The organism is Pseudaeromonas sharmana (genome assembly GCF_042649925.1).
Taxonomy (GTDB): Bacteria; Pseudomonadota; Gammaproteobacteria; order Enterobacterales; family Aeromonadaceae; genus Pseudaeromonas; species Pseudaeromonas sharmana.
This window is the reverse complement of record NZ_JBHSAF010000014.1, coordinates 1-22470: the sequence shown is the minus strand read 5'-3', so window position 1 is coordinate 22470 and position 22470 is coordinate 1. Positions and strand designations below refer to the sequence as shown.

19 protein-coding genes and 3 tRNA genes are annotated in these 22470 nt (G+C 51.8%); 7 read left to right on the top strand and 15 right to left on the bottom strand.

Going from position 1 to position 22470, the window contains the following annotated elements; genetic code table 11:
- Positions 1-81 precede the first annotated feature (81 nt).
- Positions 82-1752 carry a 30S ribosomal protein S1 gene (gene rpsA / locus ACFOSS_RS09955; RefSeq protein ID WP_377152189.1) on the bottom strand — a complete coding sequence of 557 codons (1671 nt, stop codon included), beginning with the start codon at positions 1750-1752 and terminating at the stop codon, positions 82-84.
- Between the two features lie 112 nt (positions 1753-1864).
- Positions 1865-2554, bottom strand: a complete 690-nt coding sequence (gene cmk, locus ACFOSS_RS09950) for a (d)CMP kinase (protein ID WP_377152188.1) — start codon at positions 2552-2554, stop codon at positions 1865-1867.
- A gap of 234 nt (positions 2555-2788) precedes the next feature.
- Here cmk and ribA point away from each other — a divergent pair, with 234 nt between their 5' ends.
- Entirely contained in the window at positions 2789-3409 is a 621-nt protein-coding gene (gene ribA, locus ACFOSS_RS09945) for a GTP cyclohydrolase II (RefSeq protein WP_377152187.1), read from the top strand.
- A 46-nt stretch (positions 3410-3455) separates the two neighbouring features.
- Here ribA and ACFOSS_RS09940 read toward each other — a convergent pair whose 3' ends face one another.
- The 6 genes from ACFOSS_RS09940 to ACFOSS_RS09915 form a co-directional block, all read right to left on the bottom strand.
- Positions 3456-4205: an amino acid ABC transporter ATP-binding protein gene (locus ACFOSS_RS09940; RefSeq protein ID WP_377152186.1), complete on the bottom strand. Its 750-nt coding sequence runs from the start codon at positions 4203-4205 to the stop codon at positions 3456-3458.
- A gap of 12 nt (positions 4206-4217) precedes the next feature.
- Positions 4218-5312: an amino acid ABC transporter permease gene (locus ACFOSS_RS09935; RefSeq protein WP_377152185.1), complete on the bottom strand. Its 1095-nt coding sequence runs from the start codon at positions 5310-5312 to the stop codon at positions 4218-4220.
- Between the two features lies 1 nt (position 5313).
- On the bottom strand, positions 5314-6504 hold the full coding sequence (locus ACFOSS_RS09930; protein ID WP_377152184.1) for an amino acid ABC transporter permease: 1191 nt from the start codon (positions 6502-6504) through the stop codon (positions 5314-5316).
- 75 nt (positions 6505-6579) lie between these two features.
- Positions 6580-7569 carry an amino acid ABC transporter substrate-binding protein gene (locus tag ACFOSS_RS09925; RefSeq protein WP_377153890.1) on the bottom strand — a complete coding sequence of 330 codons (990 nt, stop codon included), beginning with the start codon at positions 7567-7569 and terminating at the stop codon, positions 6580-6582.
- A 371-nt stretch (positions 7570-7940) separates the two neighbouring features.
- Complete coding sequence (locus ACFOSS_RS09920) at positions 7941-8606, bottom strand: TIGR01621 family pseudouridine synthase (RefSeq protein WP_377152183.1); 666 nt, start codon at positions 8604-8606, stop codon at positions 7941-7943.
- 51 nt (positions 8607-8657) lie between these two features.
- A tRNA-Ser gene (locus tag ACFOSS_RS09915) sits at positions 8658-8745 on the bottom strand.
- 186 nt (positions 8746-8931) lie between these two features.
- Here ACFOSS_RS09915 and yccS point away from each other — a divergent pair.
- Both yccS and ACFOSS_RS09905 read left to right on the top strand, forming a co-directional pair.
- The gene (yccS, locus tag ACFOSS_RS09910; RefSeq protein ID WP_377152182.1) at positions 8932-11082 is read left to right on the top strand and encodes a YccS family putative transporter; all 2151 of its coding nucleotides are present in this window, start codon (positions 8932-8934) and stop codon (positions 11080-11082) included.
- 39 nt (positions 11083-11121) lie between these two features.
- A complete protein-coding gene (locus ACFOSS_RS09905) occupies positions 11122-11451 on the top strand; it encodes a TusE/DsrC/DsvC family sulfur relay protein (protein ID WP_377152181.1) in 330 nt (109 codons plus the stop codon).
- A 29-nt stretch (positions 11452-11480) separates the two neighbouring features.
- Here the strand turns inward: ACFOSS_RS09905 and ACFOSS_RS09900 are convergent, their stop codons facing one another.
- From ACFOSS_RS09900 to sohB, 5 genes are all read right to left on the bottom strand, one after another.
- On the bottom strand, positions 11481-11678 hold the full coding sequence (locus ACFOSS_RS09900; RefSeq protein ID WP_377152180.1) for a DUF2517 family protein: 198 nt from the start codon (positions 11676-11678) through the stop codon (positions 11481-11483).
- Positions 11679-11788: 110 nt separating this feature from the next.
- Positions 11789-11862 (bottom strand) — tRNA-Cys (locus ACFOSS_RS09895).
- Positions 11863-11867: 5 nt separating this feature from the next.
- Positions 11868-11943 (bottom strand) — tRNA-Gly (locus ACFOSS_RS09890).
- A gap of 177 nt (positions 11944-12120) precedes the next feature.
- On the bottom strand, positions 12121-14760 hold the full coding sequence (gene topA, locus ACFOSS_RS09885; protein WP_377152179.1) for a type I DNA topoisomerase: 2640 nt from the start codon (positions 14758-14760) through the stop codon (positions 12121-12123).
- Positions 14761-14923: 163 nt separating this feature from the next.
- The gene (gene sohB, locus ACFOSS_RS09880) at positions 14924-15952 is read right to left on the bottom strand and encodes a protease SohB (RefSeq protein ID WP_377152178.1); all 1029 of its coding nucleotides are present in this window, start codon (positions 15950-15952) and stop codon (positions 14924-14926) included.
- 226 nt (positions 15953-16178) lie between these two features.
- Here sohB and ACFOSS_RS09875 point away from each other — a divergent pair, with 226 nt between their 5' ends.
- Positions 16179-16934 carry a YciK family oxidoreductase gene (locus tag ACFOSS_RS09875; protein ID WP_377152177.1) on the top strand — a complete coding sequence of 252 codons (756 nt, stop codon included), beginning with the start codon at positions 16179-16181 and terminating at the stop codon, positions 16932-16934.
- Between the two features lie 82 nt (positions 16935-17016).
- Positions 17017-17973 (top strand): LysR family transcriptional regulator, encoded by a 957-nt coding sequence (locus tag ACFOSS_RS09870; RefSeq protein WP_377152176.1) that lies wholly within the window; start codon positions 17017-17019, stop codon positions 17971-17973.
- Here the strand turns inward: ACFOSS_RS09870 and ACFOSS_RS09865 are convergent.
- Positions 17935-19110: a sugar efflux transporter gene (locus tag ACFOSS_RS09865; RefSeq protein WP_377152175.1), complete on the bottom strand. Its 1176-nt coding sequence runs from the start codon at positions 19108-19110 to the stop codon at positions 17935-17937. The genes ACFOSS_RS09870 and ACFOSS_RS09865 overlap by 39 nt on opposite strands.
- Before the next feature lie 98 nt (positions 19111-19208).
- Between ACFOSS_RS09865 and ACFOSS_RS09860 the strand changes: the two genes are divergently transcribed.
- Complete coding sequence (locus ACFOSS_RS09860; RefSeq protein WP_377152174.1) at positions 19209-20348, top strand: MalY/PatB family protein; 1140 nt, start codon at positions 19209-19211, stop codon at positions 20346-20348.
- 142 nt (positions 20349-20490) lie between these two features.
- Positions 20491-21483 (top strand): TAXI family TRAP transporter solute-binding subunit, encoded by a 993-nt coding sequence (locus ACFOSS_RS09855; RefSeq protein WP_377152173.1) that lies wholly within the window; start codon positions 20491-20493, stop codon positions 21481-21483.
- 94 nt (positions 21484-21577) lie between these two features.
- Here the strand turns inward: ACFOSS_RS09855 and ppnP are convergent, their stop codons facing one another.
- Positions 21578-21859, bottom strand: coding sequence for a pyrimidine/purine nucleoside phosphorylase (gene ppnP / locus ACFOSS_RS09850; RefSeq protein WP_377152172.1), 282 nt, complete (start codon positions 21857-21859; stop codon positions 21578-21580).
- Positions 21860-22470: the final 611 nt, after the last annotated feature.

Below are 22470 nucleotides of genomic sequence, written 5' to 3'. Positions count from 1 at the left end.
CTACTCCAATATGAAAACTCTGCGATAAAAAACAATAAAAAGGGCGGTACAGGACCGCCCTTTTTGCCTCACCGGGGAGAATTACTCGCCCTTAGCGGCCTTGAACGCTTCAGCCATGGCGTTGCTGAAACCAACTTCTTCTTGCTGGTTCAGGTTGTCCATGACAGCCTTCTCATCAGCTTCGTCCTTAGCACGGACCGACAGACTGACGATACGGTTCTTGCGGTCAACACCCATGAACTTGGCTTCAACTTCGTCACCAACAGACAGCACCAGGGTGGCGTCTTCTACACGGTCACGAGAAACGTCAGAGGCACGAATGTAACCTTCTACGCTTTCTTCCAGTTCAATGGTGGCGCCCTTGGCGTCAACGGCGGTTACCTTGCCCTTAACAATAGCACCTTTCTTGTTATCAGACAGGTACTTATTGAAAGGATCTTCTTCGATTTGCTTCACGCCCAGAGAGATACGCTCACGCTCCGGATCGACTTGCAGAACCACGGCAGAGATTTCGTCACCCTTCTTGAACTCGCGAACGGCATCTTCACCAGAAGCGTTCCAGGAGATGTCAGACAGGTGAACCAGACCATCGATGCCGCCATCCAGACCGATGAAGATACCGAAATCGGTGATGGACTTGATCTTACCAGATACGCGGTCACCCTTAGCGTGGGTTTCAGCGAACTGCTGCCACGGGTTAGCCTTGCACTGCTTCAGGCCCAGGGAGATACGACGACGTTCTTCGTCGATGTCCAGAACCATGACTTCAACAGAGTCACCCACGTTGACAACCTTGGACGGGTGGATGTTCTTGTTGGTCCAATCCATTTCGGATACGTGTACCAGACCTTCAACGCCCTCTTCGATTTCAACGAAGCAGCCGTAATCGGTCAGGTTGGTCACGCGGCCAGTCAGGCGAGCGCCTTCCGGGTAACGCTTGGCGATAGCAACCCACGGATCTTCGCCCAGTTGCTTCAGACCCAGAGATACACGGGTACGTTCACGGTCGAACTTCAGAACCTTAACCTGGATTTCGTCACCAACGTTGACGATTTCAGACGGATGCTTGACACGCTTCCACGCCATATCGGTGATGTGCAGCAGACCATCAACACCGCCCAGATCTACGAATGCGCCGTAGTCAGTCAGGTTCTTGACGATACCCTTGACTTCCTGGCCTTCTTGCAGATTGGCGAGCAGGCTGTCACGTTCGGAGGTGTTTTCAGTCTCGATCACAGCGCGACGGGACACAACAACGTTGTTACGCTTCTGATCCAGCTTGATCACCTTGAACTCAAGCTCTTTGCCTTCCAGGTGAGCGGTATCACGAACCGGACGAACATCAACCAGAGAGCCCGGCAGGAATGCACGAATGTTGTTCACTTCGACAGTGAAACCACCCTTGACCTTGCCGTTGATCAGACCAACCACAGTAGCCTGTTCTTCGTAAGCCTTTTCCAGTTGCAGCCAGGCTTCGTGACGCTTGGCCTTCTCACGAGACAGTTGAGTCTCACCGAAACCGTCTTCTACGGAATCCAGAGCAACGTCAACAGTATCGCCGACGTTGATTTCCAGCTCGCCAGCCAGGTTCTTGAACTGTTCTACCGGAATAGCAGACTCAGACTTCAGACCGGCATCGACCAGTACAAAGCCGTTTGCGATAGAAACGACAGTACCCTTAACGATGGCGCCCGGGCGGGTTTCGAGTTGTTTCAGAGACTCTTCAAAGAGTTGAGCAAAAGATTCAGTCATGTTTGATAACTTGTAAAAGTAGATAACATCCACTCGGCAATCCGGCTTGAGCGGGGTTGTTTGCGTTCGCCTATTCCATCCTTGGTACAGACGTATTGCAGCTGACCTTAAATCAGGCCAGCCCGGCAATCTTGGCACAGACATAGCGATGGATGGTTTCAACCACTTCATCGATTGTCATGGCAGTGGAATCTACGACTAACGCATCGTCGGCAGGGCGAAGCGGAGCGACAGCGCGATTCCGATCACGATCATCGCGTTCGCGAATCTCGTTTAAAAGGTGATCAAAATTAACATCAAAGCCCTTTCCCTGCAACTGTTTAAGCCGCCGGAGCGCCCGTTCTTCGGCGCTGGCATCCAGGAAAATCTTGGCCTCGGCATCCGGGAAAACAACCGTTCCCATATCCCGTCCATCCGCAATCAATCCTGGCTGTGTACGGAAGGCTCGTTGACGTCGTAGCAGGGCTTCGCGGACACCGGGCAACGCTGCCACTTTGCTCGCAGCATTACCGGTTTGTTCCGTACGCAACGCCATGGAGACATCTTCACCCTCAAGAATGACCCGAACACCTTCTGCCGTACTCAGAAAGTGCACATCCAGATGTAACGCCACGGTCACCAGCGCCGCTTCGTCGTCAAGCGAAACATCATGGTGTAATGCAGCCAACGCCAGCACACGGTAAATAGCACCCGAGTCGAGCAGCGGCCACCCGAGTCGCTGCGCCAGATGCTGACAGACGGTGCCCTTGCCTGCCCCACTTGGGCCATCAATGGTAATCACAGGGCTGATAATTTCTGACATGAACTCCTCCACCATTTGCCGATTTCAGGTGTCAACCTCACTCGGCGGGTGAGTATACCCAATTTAATAAGCCTTGGCCTATAAGTGACTGTCCGACAATCTCTTTTCCGTAAAACACACTTTGTAGGGTTGCCACAACCAGGAGAATCGAGTCAAAATCGCGACATGCATCAAATTCTATTCGTACATCTCTTTCGGTTATTGCATCAAGCCTGATGCCAGATGAGGACCTAGATGAGCAGTGTTTCTTTGGTAGCCTCTTCCAAGCTACCGACACCATGGGGCATTTTTACTATGGTTGGCTTCCGTGAAGAGGTCAGTGGTAAAGATCATGTGGCACTGGTGATGGGAGATATCACCAGCGACGAACCAGTCTTAAGCCGGATCCATTCTGAATGCCTGACTGGCGATGCCTTATTCAGCCTGAGGTGCGATTGCGGCTTTCAATTGCAAGCAGCGCTCCAGCGTATCGCCGAAGAACAGCGCGGTGTCCTGTTGTACGTACGGCAAGAAGGCCGCGGGATCGGACTGCTGAACAAGATACAGGCTTACCATCTCCAGGATCAGGGGGCTGACACGGTTGACGCCAACGTTGCATTAGGTTTCGCCGCCGATCAGCGCGATTACACCATCTGTGCCGATATGCTTCAGTTGCTGGGGGTGCGGCAGTTGAAGTTGATGACTAACAATCCCCGCAAGCTTGATGCTATGGCCAAACTGGGCATTGATGTGGCCGAGCGTGTCCCGCTACAAGAGGGCAAAAACCCCTACAATGCTTTTTATCTGGAAACCAAGGCCGGTAAGTTAGGACACATGCTGGAGCAGGATGATGACGATGCCGACCTGCAGCTCTAGGTGGTAAAGCCAAGGGGCGCTGCTGCGCCCCTGGTTGTGTTTTGCTTCAATGTTGCAGGATCTGACTGAGAAACAATTTGCCACGCTCAGACTGTGGGTTTAGAAAAAATGCGTCTGGCGTGTTCTCTTCAACGATTTGCCCCCGATCCATGAAAATCACCCGGTCTGCTACCTGCTTGGCAAAGCCCATTTCATGGGTTACGCAGAGCATTGTCATGCCTTCTGAGGCCAACTCCACCATGACATCCAGTACCTCGCGCACCATTTCCGGATCCAATGCCGAGGTGGGCTCGTCAAATAACATAATCTCCGGATTCATGCACAGACTGCGAGCAATGGCCACCCGTTGTTGCTGACCACCCGAGAGTTGACCCGGATATTTCAGTGCCTGATCCGGGATCCGTACCCGTTCGAGAAACTTCATTGCCGTTGCTTCTGCATCCTTGCGCGGAATTTTCTTTACCCACATAGGTGCTAAACAACAGTTCTCCAATACCGTCAGATGAGGGAACAGATTGAAATGCTGGAACACCATGCCCACATCACGACGCACCGACTCGATATTCTTGATATCCCCGGTCAACAGCGTGTCCTTGACAATAATATCACCACGCTGGTGCTCCTCCAGACGATTGATACAGCGGATCATTGTCGACTTTCCTGAACCCGATGGGCCACAGATGACGATTTTTTCGCCTTTGCGGACCTTGAGATTCACGCTTTTGAGCACATGGAATTCGCCATACCACTTGTTGACATCGCGTAATTCAACCACGATTTCCTGATTTTTCTCCATTTATGCAAATCCTCAATGCTTGTGCCCGGTATGGAGCTGACGCTCCAGGTGCTGGGAATAACGCGACATGCCAAAACAAAAAATCCAAAACATCAAGGCGATAAAGGTGTACGCCTCGACCGAATATCCAAGCCAGTTTGGATCGGCCAATCCGGCCTTTCCGACAGCCAACAGATCGAACAAACCGATAATGGTGACAAGGCTGGTATCCTTGAACAGCGATATGAAGGTGTTGACGATGGAAGGAATCGTGATTTTCAGCGCTTGCGGTAAAATCACCAGCGCCATACTGCGCCAATAACTGAGCCCCAGTGACTGTGCGGCCTCATATTGACCTTTCGGAATGGCCTGCAAACCACCGCGGATCACCTCAGCCATATAGGCTGACTGGAATAAAATAATCCCGATCAGCGCCCGCAGCAGTTTGTCCATTTCGACCTGTGCCGACAAAAACAGCGGCAGCATCACCGATGCCATAAATAGCACCGTGATCAAGGGCACCGCACGCCAGAACTCAATAAAAACGACACACAGACTATTAATCACAGGCATCGAAGAACGACGACCCAGAGCCAGCAAGATCCCGATGGGTAATGCGGCTACGATACCCACTATCGCCAGCACCAGGGTCAGCATCAGGCCGCCCCAGAAATGGGTCTCCACCACGGTGAGACCCATGCCACCATACAGCAGCCAGTAAGCAACAAATGGGAATAGCCCAAAAAATGAGATTGCAAAAAAGCGCTTGCCCGGTATGCGACGGATCATCAGCCCCATCAGGTGCAACGCCGTCAGCGCGAAGACAATGTCGACCCGCCAGCGCAGATCCTCCGGGTAGAAGCCATATATGAACTGGGCAAAACGCACCTTGATGAAAACCCAGCATGCGCCGCCAGCCACGCAGGCATCTCGAGTCTCACCTTGCCAGCTAGCCTGGATGAACAGCCATTCTATCGCTGACCAAAGCGGGGGAACGACAGCACAGAGCAAGACCAGCGTCATTACACCGTTAAGCGGAGTGGAAAACAGCTTATTGCGTACCCAGCTCAGCCAGCCCTGTTGACGCGAAGGAGCCTCAGAGGCCGGAATCATCTCGTATACAGCCATATCAACGCTCCACCAATGCCATTTTGCGGTTGTACTGATTCATCAAGAATGACGTCAACAGGCTGATGGCCAGATAAACGAGCATGGTCATCGCAATGATCTCGATGGCTTGCCCAGTCTGGTTCAAGGTCGTCCCCATGAAGACCGACACCAGATCGGGGTAGCCAATCGCCGTAGCCAATGACGAATTCTTCGTCAGATTCAAGAACTGACTGGTCAGTGGCGGCACTATTACACGCATCGCCTGCGGAAGAATGACCAGTCGCAAGGCCTGCATGCGAGACAATCCCAATGCAGACGAGGCTTCACTCTGGCCAGCACCGACGGCATTAATCCCAGAGCGCACGATTTCGGCAATAAACGCCGCAGTGTAAATAGTCAATGCCACCAGCAACGCCGCCAGTTCCGGAATGACGGACATGCCGCCGCGGAAATTGAATCCTTGCAAATGAGGGATATCAATTGCCATCGGGCGCCCCAGCAGCAAGAACACCGCAGAGGGGACCAAGACAATCACCAGCAACAGATATGGCCAGACACAGATGTCACGCCCCGTTTCAATGCGATTTTTTCGCACCCGCCTGGCCGTCCACCAGACGGCACTCAGCGTCACCGCAAATGCGGTCAGGACCCAACCCATTCCCTGCTCAAAAATCGGAGCAGGAAGATACAAACCGCGCACGTTCAGAAACACGGCATCGCCCAATACAAGACTTTGCCGCGGCGATGGCAGCGTGCGCAGAACGGCGAAATACCAGAAAAAAATCTGCAGCAGCAATGGAATATTGCGGAAGGTCTCGATATAGACCGTGGCCAGACGCGACAACAACCAGTTTGAAGAAAGGCGGGCAATACCAATGATAAAACCGAGTACCGTCGCGCAGAGAATACCCAGACCGGAAACCAACAGCGTGTTCAACAACCCGACAAAAAATGTCCGGCCATAGCTATCGGCTTCATCATAGGGTATTAACGATTGCAGTATGCCAAAGCCGGCTCGGTGTTGTAGAAAATCAAATCCCGAAGCGATGCCACGGGTCTGCATGTTGCTCAATGTGTTACTGATGATGTAGTACAACACGGCGGCCAACAGACCGGCCACCAAGAGCTGGAAGGCGACGGCACGCTTGGCTTCATCATGGTACCAGGGGGTTCCGCCATCCGGGCGGCGTTTAACTAAACCAAAGGCCATAATCACATCCTGGGCGGTTGGTTAATATCGAACATCAGAAGAAAACGGGAGGGTCGCCCCTCCCTGAACCCGTGATTAGCGGATAGGCGGTGCGTACATGAAACCACCCTGGTTCCACAATGCGTTGACACCGCGATCGATGCCAAGCGGCGAGCCCTTCCCGACCGTCTTGTCAAACACCTCACCATAGTTACCAACTTGTTTTACGATCTGGTAACCCCAATCCGGAACCAATCCCAACACCTTGCCAGAGGGCTCTTCCAGCCCCAACAGGCGACGGACATCCGGATTCTTGGAGGAGGCCTTCATCTCATCGACATTCTTGCTGGTTACACCGTACTCTTCGGCGTTAACCAGTGCGTACAGAGTCCACTTGATCAAGGTAGACCACTGTTCATCACCCTGACGCACGGCTGGGCCCAACGGCTCCTTGGAAATCACTTCAGGCAACACGGCCGCATCATCCGGTTTGGCCAGCTTGATCTTCAGGGCATACAGCTGCGATTGGTCCGACGTCAGCACATCACAACGCCCCGACTCGAAGCCCTTGACGGTCTGGTCTGACGTATCAAATACCACTGGCGTGAACTTCATGCCATTGGCTTTAAAGTAATCCGCCACGTTGAGCTCAGTGGTAGTCCCCGCCTGAATACAAATTGAGGCGCCATCCAACTCTTTGGCACTCTTCACGCCCAACTCTTTCTTAACCAGGAAACCTTGTCCGTCATAGTAAAGCGTTGCGTCAAAACTCAACCCCATGGTCGCATCGCGCGTGAGGGTCCAGGTGGTATTGCGTGACAACACATCCACTTCACCTGATTGCAGCGCCGTAAAACGCTCCTTGGCGTTGAGCGGGATAAACTTGACTTTATTGGCGTCCCCGAAAATACCTGCGGCAACAGCACGGCAGAATTCAACGTCAATGCCTTCCCACGTCCCCTTGGCATTTGGATTGGAGAAACCAGGCAAACCATCGCTGACGCCACATTGCAGTTCACCCTTCTTTTTGACCTGAGCCAGGGTATCGCCAGAGGCCGCATGAGCCTGATTGACCAACAGCAGCATGGCAGCAGAGGTAGCAGCCGCTACCATTTTGATTTTCAACATAATTTCTTCCCTGTTTGTTATGAGACGAACAATGAAAGGCGTTCCATCCGTGACAACTGGCATGATGACCATGCAGCCGACTCCGCATCTGCACGCCGTAACACTAAACAGCAAGAGATATGCCAATACGAAATAGATTGTAATCAATACAAAATGCGCGCGTTAATCTGCCCAGCGAGCCTGCGCGCACCAAAACAAGGCACCAATTTGGCGGTACTGTGGTTTCTCAAGCCCTGAAATAGTCCGGGAGCCGCAAAGAGAGCGACATTCACGGTTTATGGCGAAGCAATCGTAGAGAATGAAGCGGAAAGGAATGGGCCGTGCGACTTTTAGCCAGGTAGAAGCTGCTGCCAGGCCTTTGGGGTTGCGGGGAGCAAAAAGCTGACACCGCTTGTCGGCATCAGTGAAAAGTGGTGGTTGGTGCCGGCGAATGAAAAGGCCAGTTCTGCCGCGTGGAGATAAACGCGATCGGCGGCGGCAGCCCCATATAGGCTATCACCCAGGATCGGCGTCCCCAGGCTTTTGAGTGCAACGCGGATTTGATGCGTTTTACCCGTATGAGGACGAATCAAATACACGCGTAACCCGTCACCAATGCTCTGGCTATCAAACCAGGTAATAGCGGGATTAGTCATCTCGCGAGTCAGCATCCAGCTACCGCGGCGACTGCGGATCATATCGCCTTTGACCCAGCCCTGTTTTTTGCGCGGTTTACCCGCCGCGACAGCCATGTAAGTTTTGCTCATTTCCCGTTTGGCAAACAACTGACTTAACAGAGAATTTGCTTCGGCATGGCGAGCCATCAGGACCAGTCCCGACGTGACTTTATCCAGCCGGTGTACCGGATAGAGTTCGAGTGATAACTGCTGACGAGCCAGAGAGACGAGCCCTGGAGTACCATCTTCGTCGTGCATGCCAACACCAGGCGCCTTGTCCAGCACGACGAAATCATTATTGCACTGTACCAGCGCAAAACCTTGGTAGCTCTCGTTCATATTCCTGCCGCATAAAGTAAAAGAGCGAGACTTTCGTCTCGCTCTTGCATCTGGCGGAGGGGGTGGGATTTGAACCCACGGATGGTCGCCCATCGACGGTTTTCAAGACCGTTGCATTAAGCCGCTCTGCCACCCCTCCGTTTCTGAAGCGCATACTACAAGAGGGAGTTTACGTTGTAAATACCTCATCGAAAACGATAAATTTGTTTGTTCAGCAATTAAGCAGCCCGCCTGATCGCTATACCAAAAACCATTTCTCCGGTTCGATTCCCTCTGCTTTCCAGTATCATAAGGATCTGATTTCTGGTTTGGGATTCTTCTCGTCATGCCATTGAAAGCGGAATGGGTTGCCACCCTGCAACGTTTTTTCAATAACACCCATGTCTTCTTCGCCTTAAAAGTGCTGGTTGCCATGCTGGGCTGCCTGCCTCCGGTGCTGCTTGGACACAGTGATGCGACTGTACTGATGACACTGGGTGTGGTCGCAGGTGCGATTGGTGAACCTGATGATAGTGTCCCGGGCCGTGCCAAAAATCTGCTGATGACTATGGGTTGCTTTGTGATCGCAACCGCGTCTGTGCAGTTGCTTTATCCGTATCCCTGGCTATTTGTGCTCGGCCTGTTCGCCTCGACGTTCGGCTTTATCATGCTCGGCGCTTTGGGTCCGCGCTATGCCACCATCAGCTTCGGCTCATTACTTGTTGCCATCTACTCCATGCTGGGTGCGGCCCATGCGACCAATCTGTGGTTTCAACCCTTGTGGTTATGCATCGGTGCATTTTGGTATGGCTGCGTCTCGTTGTTGTGGCTCAAGTTGCTACCGCATAAGCCTGTTCATGAACAGCTGGCGCTCTTGTACTTAAGTCTTGGCGATTACCTTGATGAGAAGTCACGCCTTTTCCCAGTGCCACCCGGTGAGCTGATCGCAATTCGCCACAAACTCGCATTGCTTAACAGTCGCAGTGTCCGAGCCATGGAGGTGACGCGCACCATGTTAAGCGGACGCTTGAGTGCCGGTTGGACGCCACACCTTGAACGCCTACTACAGCTATACCTGTTATCGCAGGAAATCCATGAGCGGAGTGTGGCCAGTCATTGGCTATACGACAAACTTGCTGACCAGCTGGCACAACATGCCATTTTAGGAGGCTTCCGTGAGGCATTACGTCAGGAAGCCCAAAATGTGCATCAGTTAGGCTATGCAATTTTGTTGCATCGTGAATTCACCCCTACAACGAGCCTCGACTGGCTGATCCAGGCGTTGGCCGATCAACAGGTTGTTTTACGACAACAGCAGGCGTTGCCAGCAGAACTGGCCAGTGCACTGGAATTCTTACAACAGAACCTGGCGGCAATCTTGGCACTGCTTCATGATGCGGCCAAGCTCACAGGCCGTTTTGATGACCCCGTTGACTCCGTAACCCAGCGCAAATTGGCTCGCCCCTATCAAGCTGTGCTCAGGGATGTGGAACAGCATATCCGCCAAGCCTCGCCACTGCTGCGTCATGCCTTACGAATGGCCACGATATTGAGTGTCGGTTACGGACTGCTGCAATGGTTTGATATCAAACAAGGATTTTGGGTATTGCTAACCTGCCTGTTTGTCTGTCAGTCCAGCTACTCCGCAACACGTCGCCGAGTTTTCGAACGGATCGGCGGCACCCTGCTCGGGCTGTTACTCGGCGCCCCCCTCTTCTGGTTTGGCCTGCCTCCTGGCATTCAGGTCGCGGGCATGATAGTGGCAGCGGTATTGTTTTTCAGCCAGCTACGCAACAATTACAGCGCCGCCGTCACCTTCATAACCCTGTATGCCCTGACGGCGTTCAGTTTGTTAGGTAACAACAGTCAGCTGCTGATGCTCCCGAGGTTGGTGGACACCCTGCTCGGTTCAACGTTGGCTTTCATTGCCGTCTTATGGCTGTGGCCAGAATGGCAATTTCGTCGGCTGCCGGCACTGATCATCGACACCCTTCAGGCCAATCGCCGTTACTTGCAACAGGTGCTCGAAAATGGTCCAGATGAACAGCAGGAACTCAGCTATCGCATCGCACGTCGGCAAGCCCACCTCGCCGATAGCGCACTGGCTGAAGTCTGGCAGAACATGCTGGTCGAACCACGCAGCAAACAGAAACTACTGACACTCTGCGCCGCCATGACCCAGCGCAGCCATACACTGCTCTCGTTTATCTCGACACTGGGAGCCCATCGACAACGTATCCATGGTCAGCTCACCTGTGAACAGCAACAGTTGGCCAGCGCCATTGATGAATTGCTAACTGATGCTGCCAGTTTGTTGCAAGGCGGTGAGATAACGAATGGCAAAACCCTGGTTCTCAGTCAATGGCAGAAGCCATTAGGTCACGATAGCGCGGCATGGCTTATACAACAGGAGCTGGAATTTATCGCAGAACAGGCCAATGAGCTGTTACGACTGAGTTGGTTGATTCCCTCGTTAATGTTGGCGAACCAACACTGAATTCGTATACTCGCCGCGGTTATCTTGATGGATATGAACATGCTTCAACTTGCAGACAGACAGATTGAAACGGATGCACAAGGGTATTTAATGCGGCTCGACGATTGGAGTGAACCGCTAGCCGAACTCATTGCCCAGCAAGAAGGTATCCCGCTCACTGCGGCACATTGGGAGGTTATTCTCTTTGTGCGAGCCTTCTATCAGGAATATAAAACCTCCCCTGCTATCCGTGCCCTGGTGAAAGCGATGGAGCAAAAATACGGGCAGGAGAAAGGAAACAGCCGCTACCTGTTTAAACTCTTCCCCAAGGGCCCAGCCAAACAGGCGACCAAGATCGCAGGCTTACCCAAACCGGCAAAATGTCTATAAACCAAGCCCCGCTAACTGCGGGGCTTGGTTTAGCAAAGTTCTTGATAGCTTGCCGAACTGCGGGTCAGCCAGAGCGGTTCAGGCCCCGTTTTAAGCCAAATTCGACTCAGATAGCTATAGAAGCGCTTTCGTTGCCACAAGACACACACGAATGGGAACAGGAGTATACCGAGCAAAATAACGCAACTGCGGCGCGCAAGGATATGAGCATTGGAGAAGCGATTCATCTGTTACCTCATCAGTCTGTGCTGGACGTGGATAAGGTATTTTTACTATGCGTGACCATCATCACACAAGTAACATTTTCGTTTCAAAAAATGTGAACAGAGATGAAAAGTGGAGGCGCGTTCCGGAGTCGAACCGGACTAGACGGATTTGCAATCCGCTACATAACCGCTTTGTTAACGCGCCATATTTGGAGCGGGAAACGAGACTCGAACTCGCGACCCTAACCTTGGCAAGGTTATGCTCTACCAACTGAGCTATTCCCGCTTTAAAGACAGTCTGCGGTGCAGACAGCGCGCATTATACGTAGCAGGCATACAGTTGCAAAATACTTTCTTCTACTTTTGATTCAACTGCTTAGCAAACCAACAATTGGACCATTCAGCACCGAACGAAATACCAAACGGGGCCTGCTCAGGCCCCGTTGCTATTCAAGATGTTCGATTATGTGTTCTTGCGGGTTGATTTTGTCTCCTGCTCTACCCACTTGCCATCCTGATAATACGCACTCCACCCCGTGGCCTTACCATCGACCTCGGTCATCACATACTGCTCCTTGGTTTTGCGACTGAAGCGTACGACTGCCGGGTTACCAGCAGGGTCCTGTTGGGGGGCATCGGCCAGATAGCGATGCTTGGGCGCCAACCGATCCTTGAAGAGGAACAATTCAGCGACCAAAGGCGCACGCGTTTCTCGTGATTTGGGGAAGGTACTCGCCGCCAGGAACAAGCCAGCGGCACCATCACGCAGCACAAAATGGGCATCCGATTTACTGCACTTGAGCTCAGGTAATGCGATCGGATCCTCTTTGGGCGGGGCAATCTCGCCATTACGCAGAATCTTGCGCGTGTTTTTACAGGCGTCATTCGTACAGGCCATGAACTTGCCGAAACGACCTGTCTTTAACTGCATCTGACTACCACAGCGCTCGCAATCAATCACAGGGCCATCATAACCCTTGAGCCGGAACTGCCCCTTTTCGATGACATACCCTTCGCAATCCGGGTTATTACCACAGACGTGCAGCTTGCGAGTCTCATCGATGACGTACGAATCCATAGCGGTGCCACACACTGGACACCGCCGCATGGCGCGCAGTGCGTCGACTTCCCCCTCTTCCGAGTCAGCGGCGATAAACTCATCGCCGTGCACCAGATTGATGGTCTTTTTGCAACGCTCTTTCGGCGGCAAGGCATAACCAGAGCAGCCAAGGAATACCCCGGTCGTGGCGGTCCGGATCCCCATCTGTCGGTGGCAATCCGGGCATTCAATCTCGGTCAGCACCATCTGGTTGCTGCGCATCCCGCCAAGACCTGCTTCCTGTTCCGCCTTGTGCAAGGTGGCCTTGAAGTCGGCATAAAAGTGATCAAGCTGGTCACGCCAGTCGAGGCGCCCCTGGGCAATGATGTCCAGCGAATCCTCCATCTGCGCCGTAAAGTCGTAGCTCAGCAGCTCAGGGAAACTCTCAACCAGACGCTCAGTGACAATTTCACCCATTTTTTCGGCATAGAAACGTCGGTTTTCCACCTTGACGTAGCCACGCTCCTGAATCGTGGAGATGATGGCCGCATAAGTGGAAGGACGGCCTATGCCCCGCTTTTCCAACTCTTTTACCAAGGCCGCTTCGGTGAAACGTGCGGGCGGTTTGGTGAAGTGCTGTTTCGGGTCCAGAGCCTGCAATTGCAACTCATCGCCCGTGACTACCGCTGGAAGTTCGATGTCCTCACCTTTGCGGCCCATTGGCGGCAGTACCTTGGTCCAACCGGCAAAACGTAAAATTCGCCCCTTCGCCTTGAGCTCAAAGTTAGCCGCTTGCACTGATAGCGTGCTCGAATCGTACTGGGCCTGCGTCATCTGGCAGGCAACAAACTGACGCCAAATCAAATCATAGAGACGGACTGCGTCCTGCTCCATATCCTCTAGCCTATCCGCCACAGTATGTACGCTGGATGGACGAATCGCTTCGTGCGCCTCCTGGGCATTGGCTTTGGCGCCATAAACCAAGGGCTCGCTGGGGAGATAGGCGTCACCAAACCGCTCAAGAATATAGTCGCGCACCGCAGTGACTGCTTCCTGGCTCAAGTTGGTCGAATCGGTACGCATGTAAGTGATATAGCCCGCCTCGTACAACCGCTGAGCCAGCATCATGGTCTTTTTCACGCCGTAACCCAGGCGTGTGCTGGCTGCTTGTTGCAATGTCGAGGTTATGAACGGCGCAGAAGGTTTGCTCGTAGTCGGCTTATCTTCGCGAGACAATACCCGGTAACGAGCCTGTCCAAGCACATCACACGCGGCTGTCGCCTCACGCTCCGTGACCGGCGAAAAAGCGACACCGTCTTTTGCCACCACCTCCATACGCAACGCTTTATGAGAGGGCGTCAATAAATCTGCGTGAACGTCCCAATACTCTTCCGGTACAAACGCCTTGATTTCACGCTCTTTCTCAACGATGAGACGGACTGCGACCGACTGCACTCGACCGGCCGACAGGCCTCGAGCCAATTTCTTCCACAGTAACGGTGACACCATATAACCGACAACACGATCCAAGAAGCGACGCGCTTGTTGCGCATTCACGCGATCAGTATTCAGCTCGCCCGGTGCAGAAAAGGCATCCTTGATGGCACTCTTGGTAATTTCGTTAAATACCACCCGCTTGAAGCGAGAGTCATCGCCACCGATCAGCTCTTTAAGATGCCAGGCAATCGCTTCCCCTTCTCTATCCAAGTCGGTTGCCAGATAAACGGTATCCGCTTTTTCTGCCAGTGACTTGAGTTCATTCACCACTTTTTCTTTACCCGGCAGGACCTGATAGCGCGCGGCCCAACCGTGTTCAGGATCGATACCCATCCTGGTAACCAGTGCCTGGTATTCCTTTGCAGCCTTCTCCTGCTCACTGAGACCTTTGCTGCTTTTCCTAACCGGCTGCTTCTTTTCTTCCTTCTCATCAGCGCTGCTGGAGCCGCTGGTTGGAAGATCGCGAACGTGACCGACGCTGGACTTTACGATGAAGTCCTTGCCCAGATATTTATTGATAGTCTTGGCCTTGGCCGGAGACTCAACAATCACCAGAGATTTGCCCATAGACGCTTGCTCTGCCCTTATGAAGAGACGGGTTAAAACGAGAGGATGCCGCAATCAAGCGGCATCCTATATTTATTAAAATGAAAGGCGAATCGTCCAGACGCAACCTTTTTATTTTTCAGTGCAAAATTCAACCACACCAAAAACCATGAAAATGCAGTGTTTAGCCACCCTGAAACGGGCTGCGAATGCGTTGCAAAATAGACTCGATGCCGTGCACAAAAAACACCGCAGCCTGCTGGGCAAACCGGTCACCTAACCGTTTGGGCTGTTTGAAGTGCAAACGGATCACCTGCCGTTGTAAGTAGTATTGCTGCAGATAGTCATCGCTGGTCTTTAACTCATCAACCAGATTTAATGCCATGGCCTCTGTTGCCAGCCAGTGTTCACCCGTTGCTACTCGGTCAATGTCGACTCGCGGTCGGTGTTCGGCCACAAACTGCTTGAACTGCCGGTGAATGGACTCCAGCTCCTCACGGAATTTTTCCCGCCCAGCCTCGTCATTTTCACCAAACAGTGTCAAAGTGCGTTTGTACTGTCCTGCCGTGTGCTGTTCAAAATCAATATCATGTTTTTGCAGCAGACGATGGAAATTGGGAAGCTGTGCCACCACACCGATCGAACCGATGATGGCAAACGGCGCGGCCACAATATGCTGCGCCACGCAGGCCATCATGTAGCCCCCGCTGGCAGCCACCTTGTCTATCGCAACTGTCAGACGAATCCCCCGGTCGCGAATACGTTGCAACTGTGAGGCACACAGTCCATAACCATGCACTACCCCGCCGCCGGACTCCACGCGCACCAATACCTCATCTTCCGGCTTGGCAATCGCCAGTACTGCTGTGACTTCCTCTCGCAAGGCCACCACTTCTTTGGCATCGACACTCCCTTTGAAATCGATGACAAATAAGCGCGCGGCCATCATGGTCTCGGGTAGTGACTTGCGCGCTTTAGCCTCTTTCTTCTTTTCCTTGGCCAGTTGTTTACGTCTCGCTTCCGGCAATAGGTGAGCTTCAAGCTGTGCGCATGACTGTTGGTATTCGGCGGAGAGATCTTCACACTCCAGGTGACCCTTTTTCCCTTTTTGTTTGGCCGCAGCCAAAACAATCACCACCACACCCAGCACGACAGCACCGATTAATGTGATACTTTTCGCCAAAAAGAGCAGAAAATCGTACAGATAGTCCAATTCAGCCTCCACAGCAGATAAACGACGCATTCTAAGGAGTTTTTACTATTGGAAAAAGCAATAATCACCAACAATTCCCTCCCGTCACGCCCAACAGCATCTCCCATCATGGCATCTTGATCGTCGTAGGGTGTTTTTGCAATCCAGAGGTCCTTGTGTGACGGTCACTGGCCGATTCGGTAGCTTCTGTATACACTGTGCCCATTGCGGCAGGAGTATGCCTAACATGTTGAACTATAAGGCACCAGAGAATTTACTGGCTGGCAAGACGATTCTCATCACCGGCGTCAGCTCGGGGATTGGGCGTGTTGCTGCGCAAACTTATGCGCATTACGGCGCCAACGTGGTGTTGCTCGGTCGGTGCAGCTCCACACTGCAGGCATTAGAAACACAAATTCACAGCGAACAGCATGGCAGAGTCTGCAACACGCTGTGTTGCCGCTTTGATTTGCAAGAAAATGATTATTCAGCCTACCAGGCATTGGCCGAACAGATTGCAACCAGGTTTAACGCCCTTGATGGCCTTCTGCTCAATGCCGGCATTTTGGGCCAATTGCAACCGCTGGAACACCTTCCGCTCTCAGAATGGCAACAGGTCCTACATGTCAACCTGACGGCGAACCTGTTATTGGTACAGGCCTTATTACCGCTACTGCGTCAAAGTCAGGCGGCCTCGATCATTTTCACCTCCTCCGGTGTCGGACGTAAGGGGCGCGCGAATTGGGGAAGCTACGCCATCTCCAAATTTGCAACTGAAGGCATGATGCAGGTCCTGGCGGATGAGATGTCCGATACCACCATTCGTGTCAATGCCATTAACCCTGGCGCGACAAGAACCCGAATGCGCGCCCTGGCACGTCCGGATGAAGATCCACTGCGGCTAAAAACAGCAGCCGAAATTATGCCGCTCTATCTCTATCTAATGGGCGATGATAGTTCAGACTGTCACGGCCAAAGCCTGGATGCCCAACCCGCACGATAGTCAAACAAGCCATAGGAAATTGGCACAGGTTTGCTAGCATAGAGTGAATCGGCCCATATTGAGACAGGAACACGAACCAACAATGTTTCGACCCAAAAGCACCCTGGAGCAATGGCGAATCTTTCAAGCTGTCGTCGAGTTTGGCGGTTATGCACAGGCGGCGGAAAAGCTTAATAAAAGCCAATCATCACTCAACCATGCCGTTGCCAAATTGCAGCTCACGCTGGGGGTTGCCTTGCTTGAGGTCCGTGGACGCAAAGCCTTTTTGACCGAGGAAGGCGAAGTGTTCTTGCGGCGAGCCAAACAGTTGACTCAGCAGATGGAAGAGCTGGAGTTGCTGGCCTTCAACATTCACCAGGGATGGGAGGCAGAGGTTGCTATCGCCATCGAGTTGGTCCATCCCCGGCCGTTGTTAAATCGCGCCCTGCAACACTATTACCCCAAGTCCCGTGGTACCCAGCTGTTGTTGACCGATACAGTCCTGACCGGTTCGCAAGAGGCCATCATAGAGCGACAAGCAGATATTGTAATTACCGGTATCGTCCCCAAAGGCTATCTGGGAGAGCCGCTGTCGGAAATTACCATGCTGCCGGTATGTCACCCGCTTCATCCCCTGGCGCAAATTCAAAACGAGCTGACTCAATCCGATCTAAGCCATCAATTGCAAATCGTCATTCGAGACACTGGCAAGGAACCGCAAGAGGTTAGTGGCTGGCTTAAGGCAGACCAACGCTGGACCGTTAATAATTTTCACGAAGCCATCGGTGTTTTACTCTCCGGGTTAGGTTTTGCGTGGTTGCCACAACACCTTATAGATCCGCTTTTGCAGCAAGGCCGTCTTGCACAGCTCGCCCTGACAGAAAGCAGCGCTCGAAAGTTTTTTACCCATCTAGTGATCCCCAACCCGGAGCACCTTGGCCCCAGTGCCCGGTTGCTGGTCGATTGTATCCGCAATAGCCATAAATCGTTGGCCACCACCACAGGTTCAGGGACAGGCTCTTCAGTGGGTAGTACGCTCGATCCTGCCCACGTGCCATAGACACATCAAGCCAATGATGCTCATCAGCAGCGCCGCAATGAAAACTGCGTGGTAATCATAATATTCTGCTATACCGCCGGCTAAAGCGCCGGCGAGAATTGCACCACTGCGAATACTGTTCGTGAACAACGTGGTAGCAACCCCCGCCTGACCAGGCAACATATCCTGAAAGTAAAGCATCCCCATCCCTGCCAGTATGCCGATGAACAGAGCATTCCCCACTTGGCTCAGTAACAGCAAAAATGGCTCAGTTTGGGTTAACATGGCGACATAAAAGCCAATTGCGGCAACACCACTGATCATCAACAACGAATGTTTGCGCCAACGCGAACACAACCAGCCAGCAATCAGCATAATCGGGATCTCCAGTCCGGCAGCCGTCCCCATCATCCAGCCGGCCAGCCCTTCGGTGCGCCCCAATTGAGATGTCACATACAGCGGCATAGCAATCAGATACATATTGTTGCATGTCCAGAACAACGTGGAGGATGCGAAAAGCCAGCGCACTGTCTGATTGTTTTGCACCGGGCCCATTTCCAGATTCGCGCTTGCATCGCGATGAACCACTGGCAGCCCCAAATGGACAACTAGCGCACTCAGCAAATAGATACCAAGCCCAAACAAGAAAAGATGCATAAAGCCGTAATTGAGGCTCACGGCAAAGGCTATCGGCGGCCCTACGACCCAGGCCAGAGAGAACATGGCACGCATCCAGGAGGTAAACATCACACCGGAGCGACCTAAGCGATCCGAGTATTCCCGCGCCAGGGCAAAAATTTGCGGTGACGCCGTCGCACCGATACTCATAAGCAGTATGCCTGCTGTGATCAGAAGCCAGTAGCTGCGAGTGAACGCAAACAGCAGACAGGATGCGGCACCTGCCAGCATACAGAGAAAAATCAATTTTCTACGCTGCCCTTTGCGATCGGAGCGCCGCGCCAGAAATTGGCTTACCATAATCCCGCACACGGCATTACACGTGAAAAAGATACCGACAGCAAAGGGAGATACCTTAACTTCCTGACTTAAAAACAGGCTCATCGTTGGAACAAACAGCGCTGCCGCACATCCAGAAAGGAATGTGATCAGCATAAACGGCGCTACAGAGCGTAAAAAAGAACCCACCCGAGCATTCAAACAACACCTCCTGCTCCACTGTTTACTACCGCTTTCGGTTGCAGCAGATGACAATAATTCTTACATTGTTCCTTCCTTCTTCAGGCAGGATGCTAAGAATGTTTGATTTTGATGAAGATATTGACCGCAGAGGCACACAAAGCCTCAAGTGGGACAAATATCGCGACCAGGACATATTACCACTTTGGGTAGCTGATACTGATTTCAGATCGCCTCCCGCTGTGATTGAGGCGCTTCAGCAACGCATAGCCCATGGCATTTTTGGGTATAGCCGCCCCTCGCCCCGTCTGATCAACCTGATAATTCAGCGCATGCAAACTCGCTATGGTTGGTCAATCGAGCCTGAATGGCTTTTATTCATGCCTGGCGTTGTCCCTGGGCTTAACTTTGCTTGTCGCGCTTGGTGCCGGCCAGGGCGCACTATACTGTCACCAACCCCCGTTTATTACCCCTTTCTTCATGCCCCTGAACATAATGATCGGCAAATTGCGGCCATTCCGATGCGCCTTGGTCTGGATGATCGCTGGATACCCGATTTCGAGGAACTGGAACGACAAGCCAGCGATGCCGATCTGTTATTGTTATGTCATCCCCATAATCCAGGGGGCACTGTGTTCAGTCACGAAGAGTTGGAGCGAATTGCAAACATCGCACAACGTCATGACTTGGTAGTGTGCTCTGATGAAATTCATTGCGACTTACTACTCGACCAGGACGTGCGACATATTCCATTTGCGAGCCTGAATAAGGATGCGGCGCAACGCAGCGCTGTGCTGATGGCGCCCAGCAAAACGTTCAATATTGCCGGTCTGTGCTGCTCATTTGCCATCATTCCAAACCCGCAGCTGCGCACAGCATTACAACGCTCTATGCGTGGATTGATGGCGGATAATAATCTGCTTGGTTTCATTGCTGCTGAAGCCGCCTATGAACACGGAGAGGCATGGTTGAGCGCCCAACTGGACTATCTTCGTGGCAACCGCGACCTTCTGATGACAGAGCTCAATGCCCTGCCAGGGGTGCATGTTGCAAAAATTCAAGCCACGTATCTAGCCTGGATTGATGTGTCTGCGCTGCAACTGGCAGACCCCATCAGCTTTTTTGAACAAGCAGGAGTGGGTTTATCTCCTGGAGCGCAGTTTGGTGACAAAGCGTTTGTTCGCCTCAACTTTGGCTGCCGTCGCGAATTACTTTCTGAAGCCATACGTCGCATCAAACAGGCCATCATCAATAGATAATTCATAACCAAGTCAGGGTGTATTGCCCTGACTTGGTTCTCTTTTCTGCTCTACATAGCGCCGCATCGGTTGCAACCTCAATACGCTAACATTAAGGTTAATTGGTTCGTCACACGCCTAGGCATCAAGCAAGGAAAGGGACATGCATTTTTACGCGACAGCTCAGCTAGCACTTGCCATGACCATCGCTCTTGTGCTGCCCCCACAAGCACTCGCAGCACCCGTAACACAACTCGTCATTGGCACTGGAAGCGTTACTGGAGTCTATTACCCTGCCGGCGGAGCCATATGTCGATTGATTAATAAAAACCAGAAAGAACGCACGATACGCTGCTCTGTTCTGGCAACTGAAGGTTCCATCAGTAACCTCCATGCCCTTGACGATAACCAAATTAATCTGGCAATCGTACAATCTGACGCCCAACTGGCCTATTTAAGAGGAAGTGGTGAATTTTCATCAAAAGGCGCCAATCCACACCTTCGCTCTCTTTTTAGCCTCTATGTCGAACCCTTAACAATTGTTGCAAGAAAAGACTCAGATATAAATGGATTGACAGATTTGCTGGGTAAGCGTCTCGATATTGGTAATCCTGGCTCGGGTGATCGAAGCACTATGGAGTTGTTAATGCAGGCCGAAGGATGGGCCGCAAACAGTTTTGCGAGTGTTAGTGAACTAAAAGGGGCAGAACGAGCACAGGCATTATGCGATAACCAGTTCGACGCATTTGTTTACGTCGTTGGACATCCTAGCGGCACGATAAAAGAAGCCAGTGGGAATTGCGATATCAATTTAGTTCCTGTTGCTGATGATACAGTAACTAAATTATTGGAAGAACATCCAGAATATACGAAAACCATTATACCCGGCAGACTATATCGCGGTGTAGATAAGGATATTCCTTCTTTTGGTGTGGTGGCCACCGTAGTCACGACCGATACTCTTTCTGAAAATATAGCTTATGCGATCGTGAATGCCATATTCAGTAACTTTGAACAATTCAAGCGCCTTCATCCAGCATTTTCTACATTAAACAGAAAAAACATGGTAATACAAGGATTAACGGCACCACTACATCCCGGCGCACTTAAGTATTATCAAGAAGTTGGCCTGGTCACTCGAGAACAGCAAAAATAGTTTTAACTGAATGCGAGTCGAACAGAGAAAATTATCACTGTTCGACTCATTTTGAATTTCTTACTGCAAATGCAAGTGCACCTAGTGACGGAATTTATTTAAATTCACACAGGTACGCAGTGTCTACATCAACTTTAAGCTGGAATGAGCTGTTTCCTGGCACATCAAATTGCTGCCCAGAAGCATATGTCGACCAGTCATCCTGCCCAGGCAACAGCACAGTTAGTGCACCGCGAATAACAACCATCAACTCCGGAGCGCCAGTATTAAACGTATATTCGCCCGGAGCCATTACACCGACAGTAGCCTTTTCAGCTCCATTTGAAAAACCAATAGATTTCACTTTACCTTCAAAATATTCATTAACATTCAACATGTTTATACATCCTTGCATTATTTGACTGTCATGTCAGCCATCAACATTAATGGGTATACGTGCCATTACTTTACCTGTTTATGCGGAAGGAATCATCAGCATGCACGTATAATTTATCACCCACATCCGATGGATGAAATCACCTGACGGCAAGCCAAAGCATGATCGAGGTCGAAACTACAAAGTTTCATAATGGATCGCTTTGGCACACATCAGTGTGCTGTGCTACCTTGAGTAAAGTATGTGTAGCAAGGTTGAAAGATGACAACAGAGGAGGAAGCAATGGACCATCACCTGACTGAGATCAGTAATTCCTATCTGTTTAGTGAGTACCTCCTATGCTTGGGGATATCCGTTCCCAAAATGCGAGAGAATTGGGAGTTCACACATAAGGACAAGGTGGTAGCACGAGTCAGGATTGGTCACGAAGGGCAAGCCAGGTTTTACATCGCCGCCGCTGAAATGTGCAATCGCTCATAGTTTGGAAGAACATATAACAAAAGGCCCTGAATTGCTTCAGGGCCTTTGTCTTGGTGTTGGGTGCCTGGCAGTGTCCTACTCTCGCATGGCGAATGCCACACTACCATCGGCGCTACAGCGTTTCACTTCTG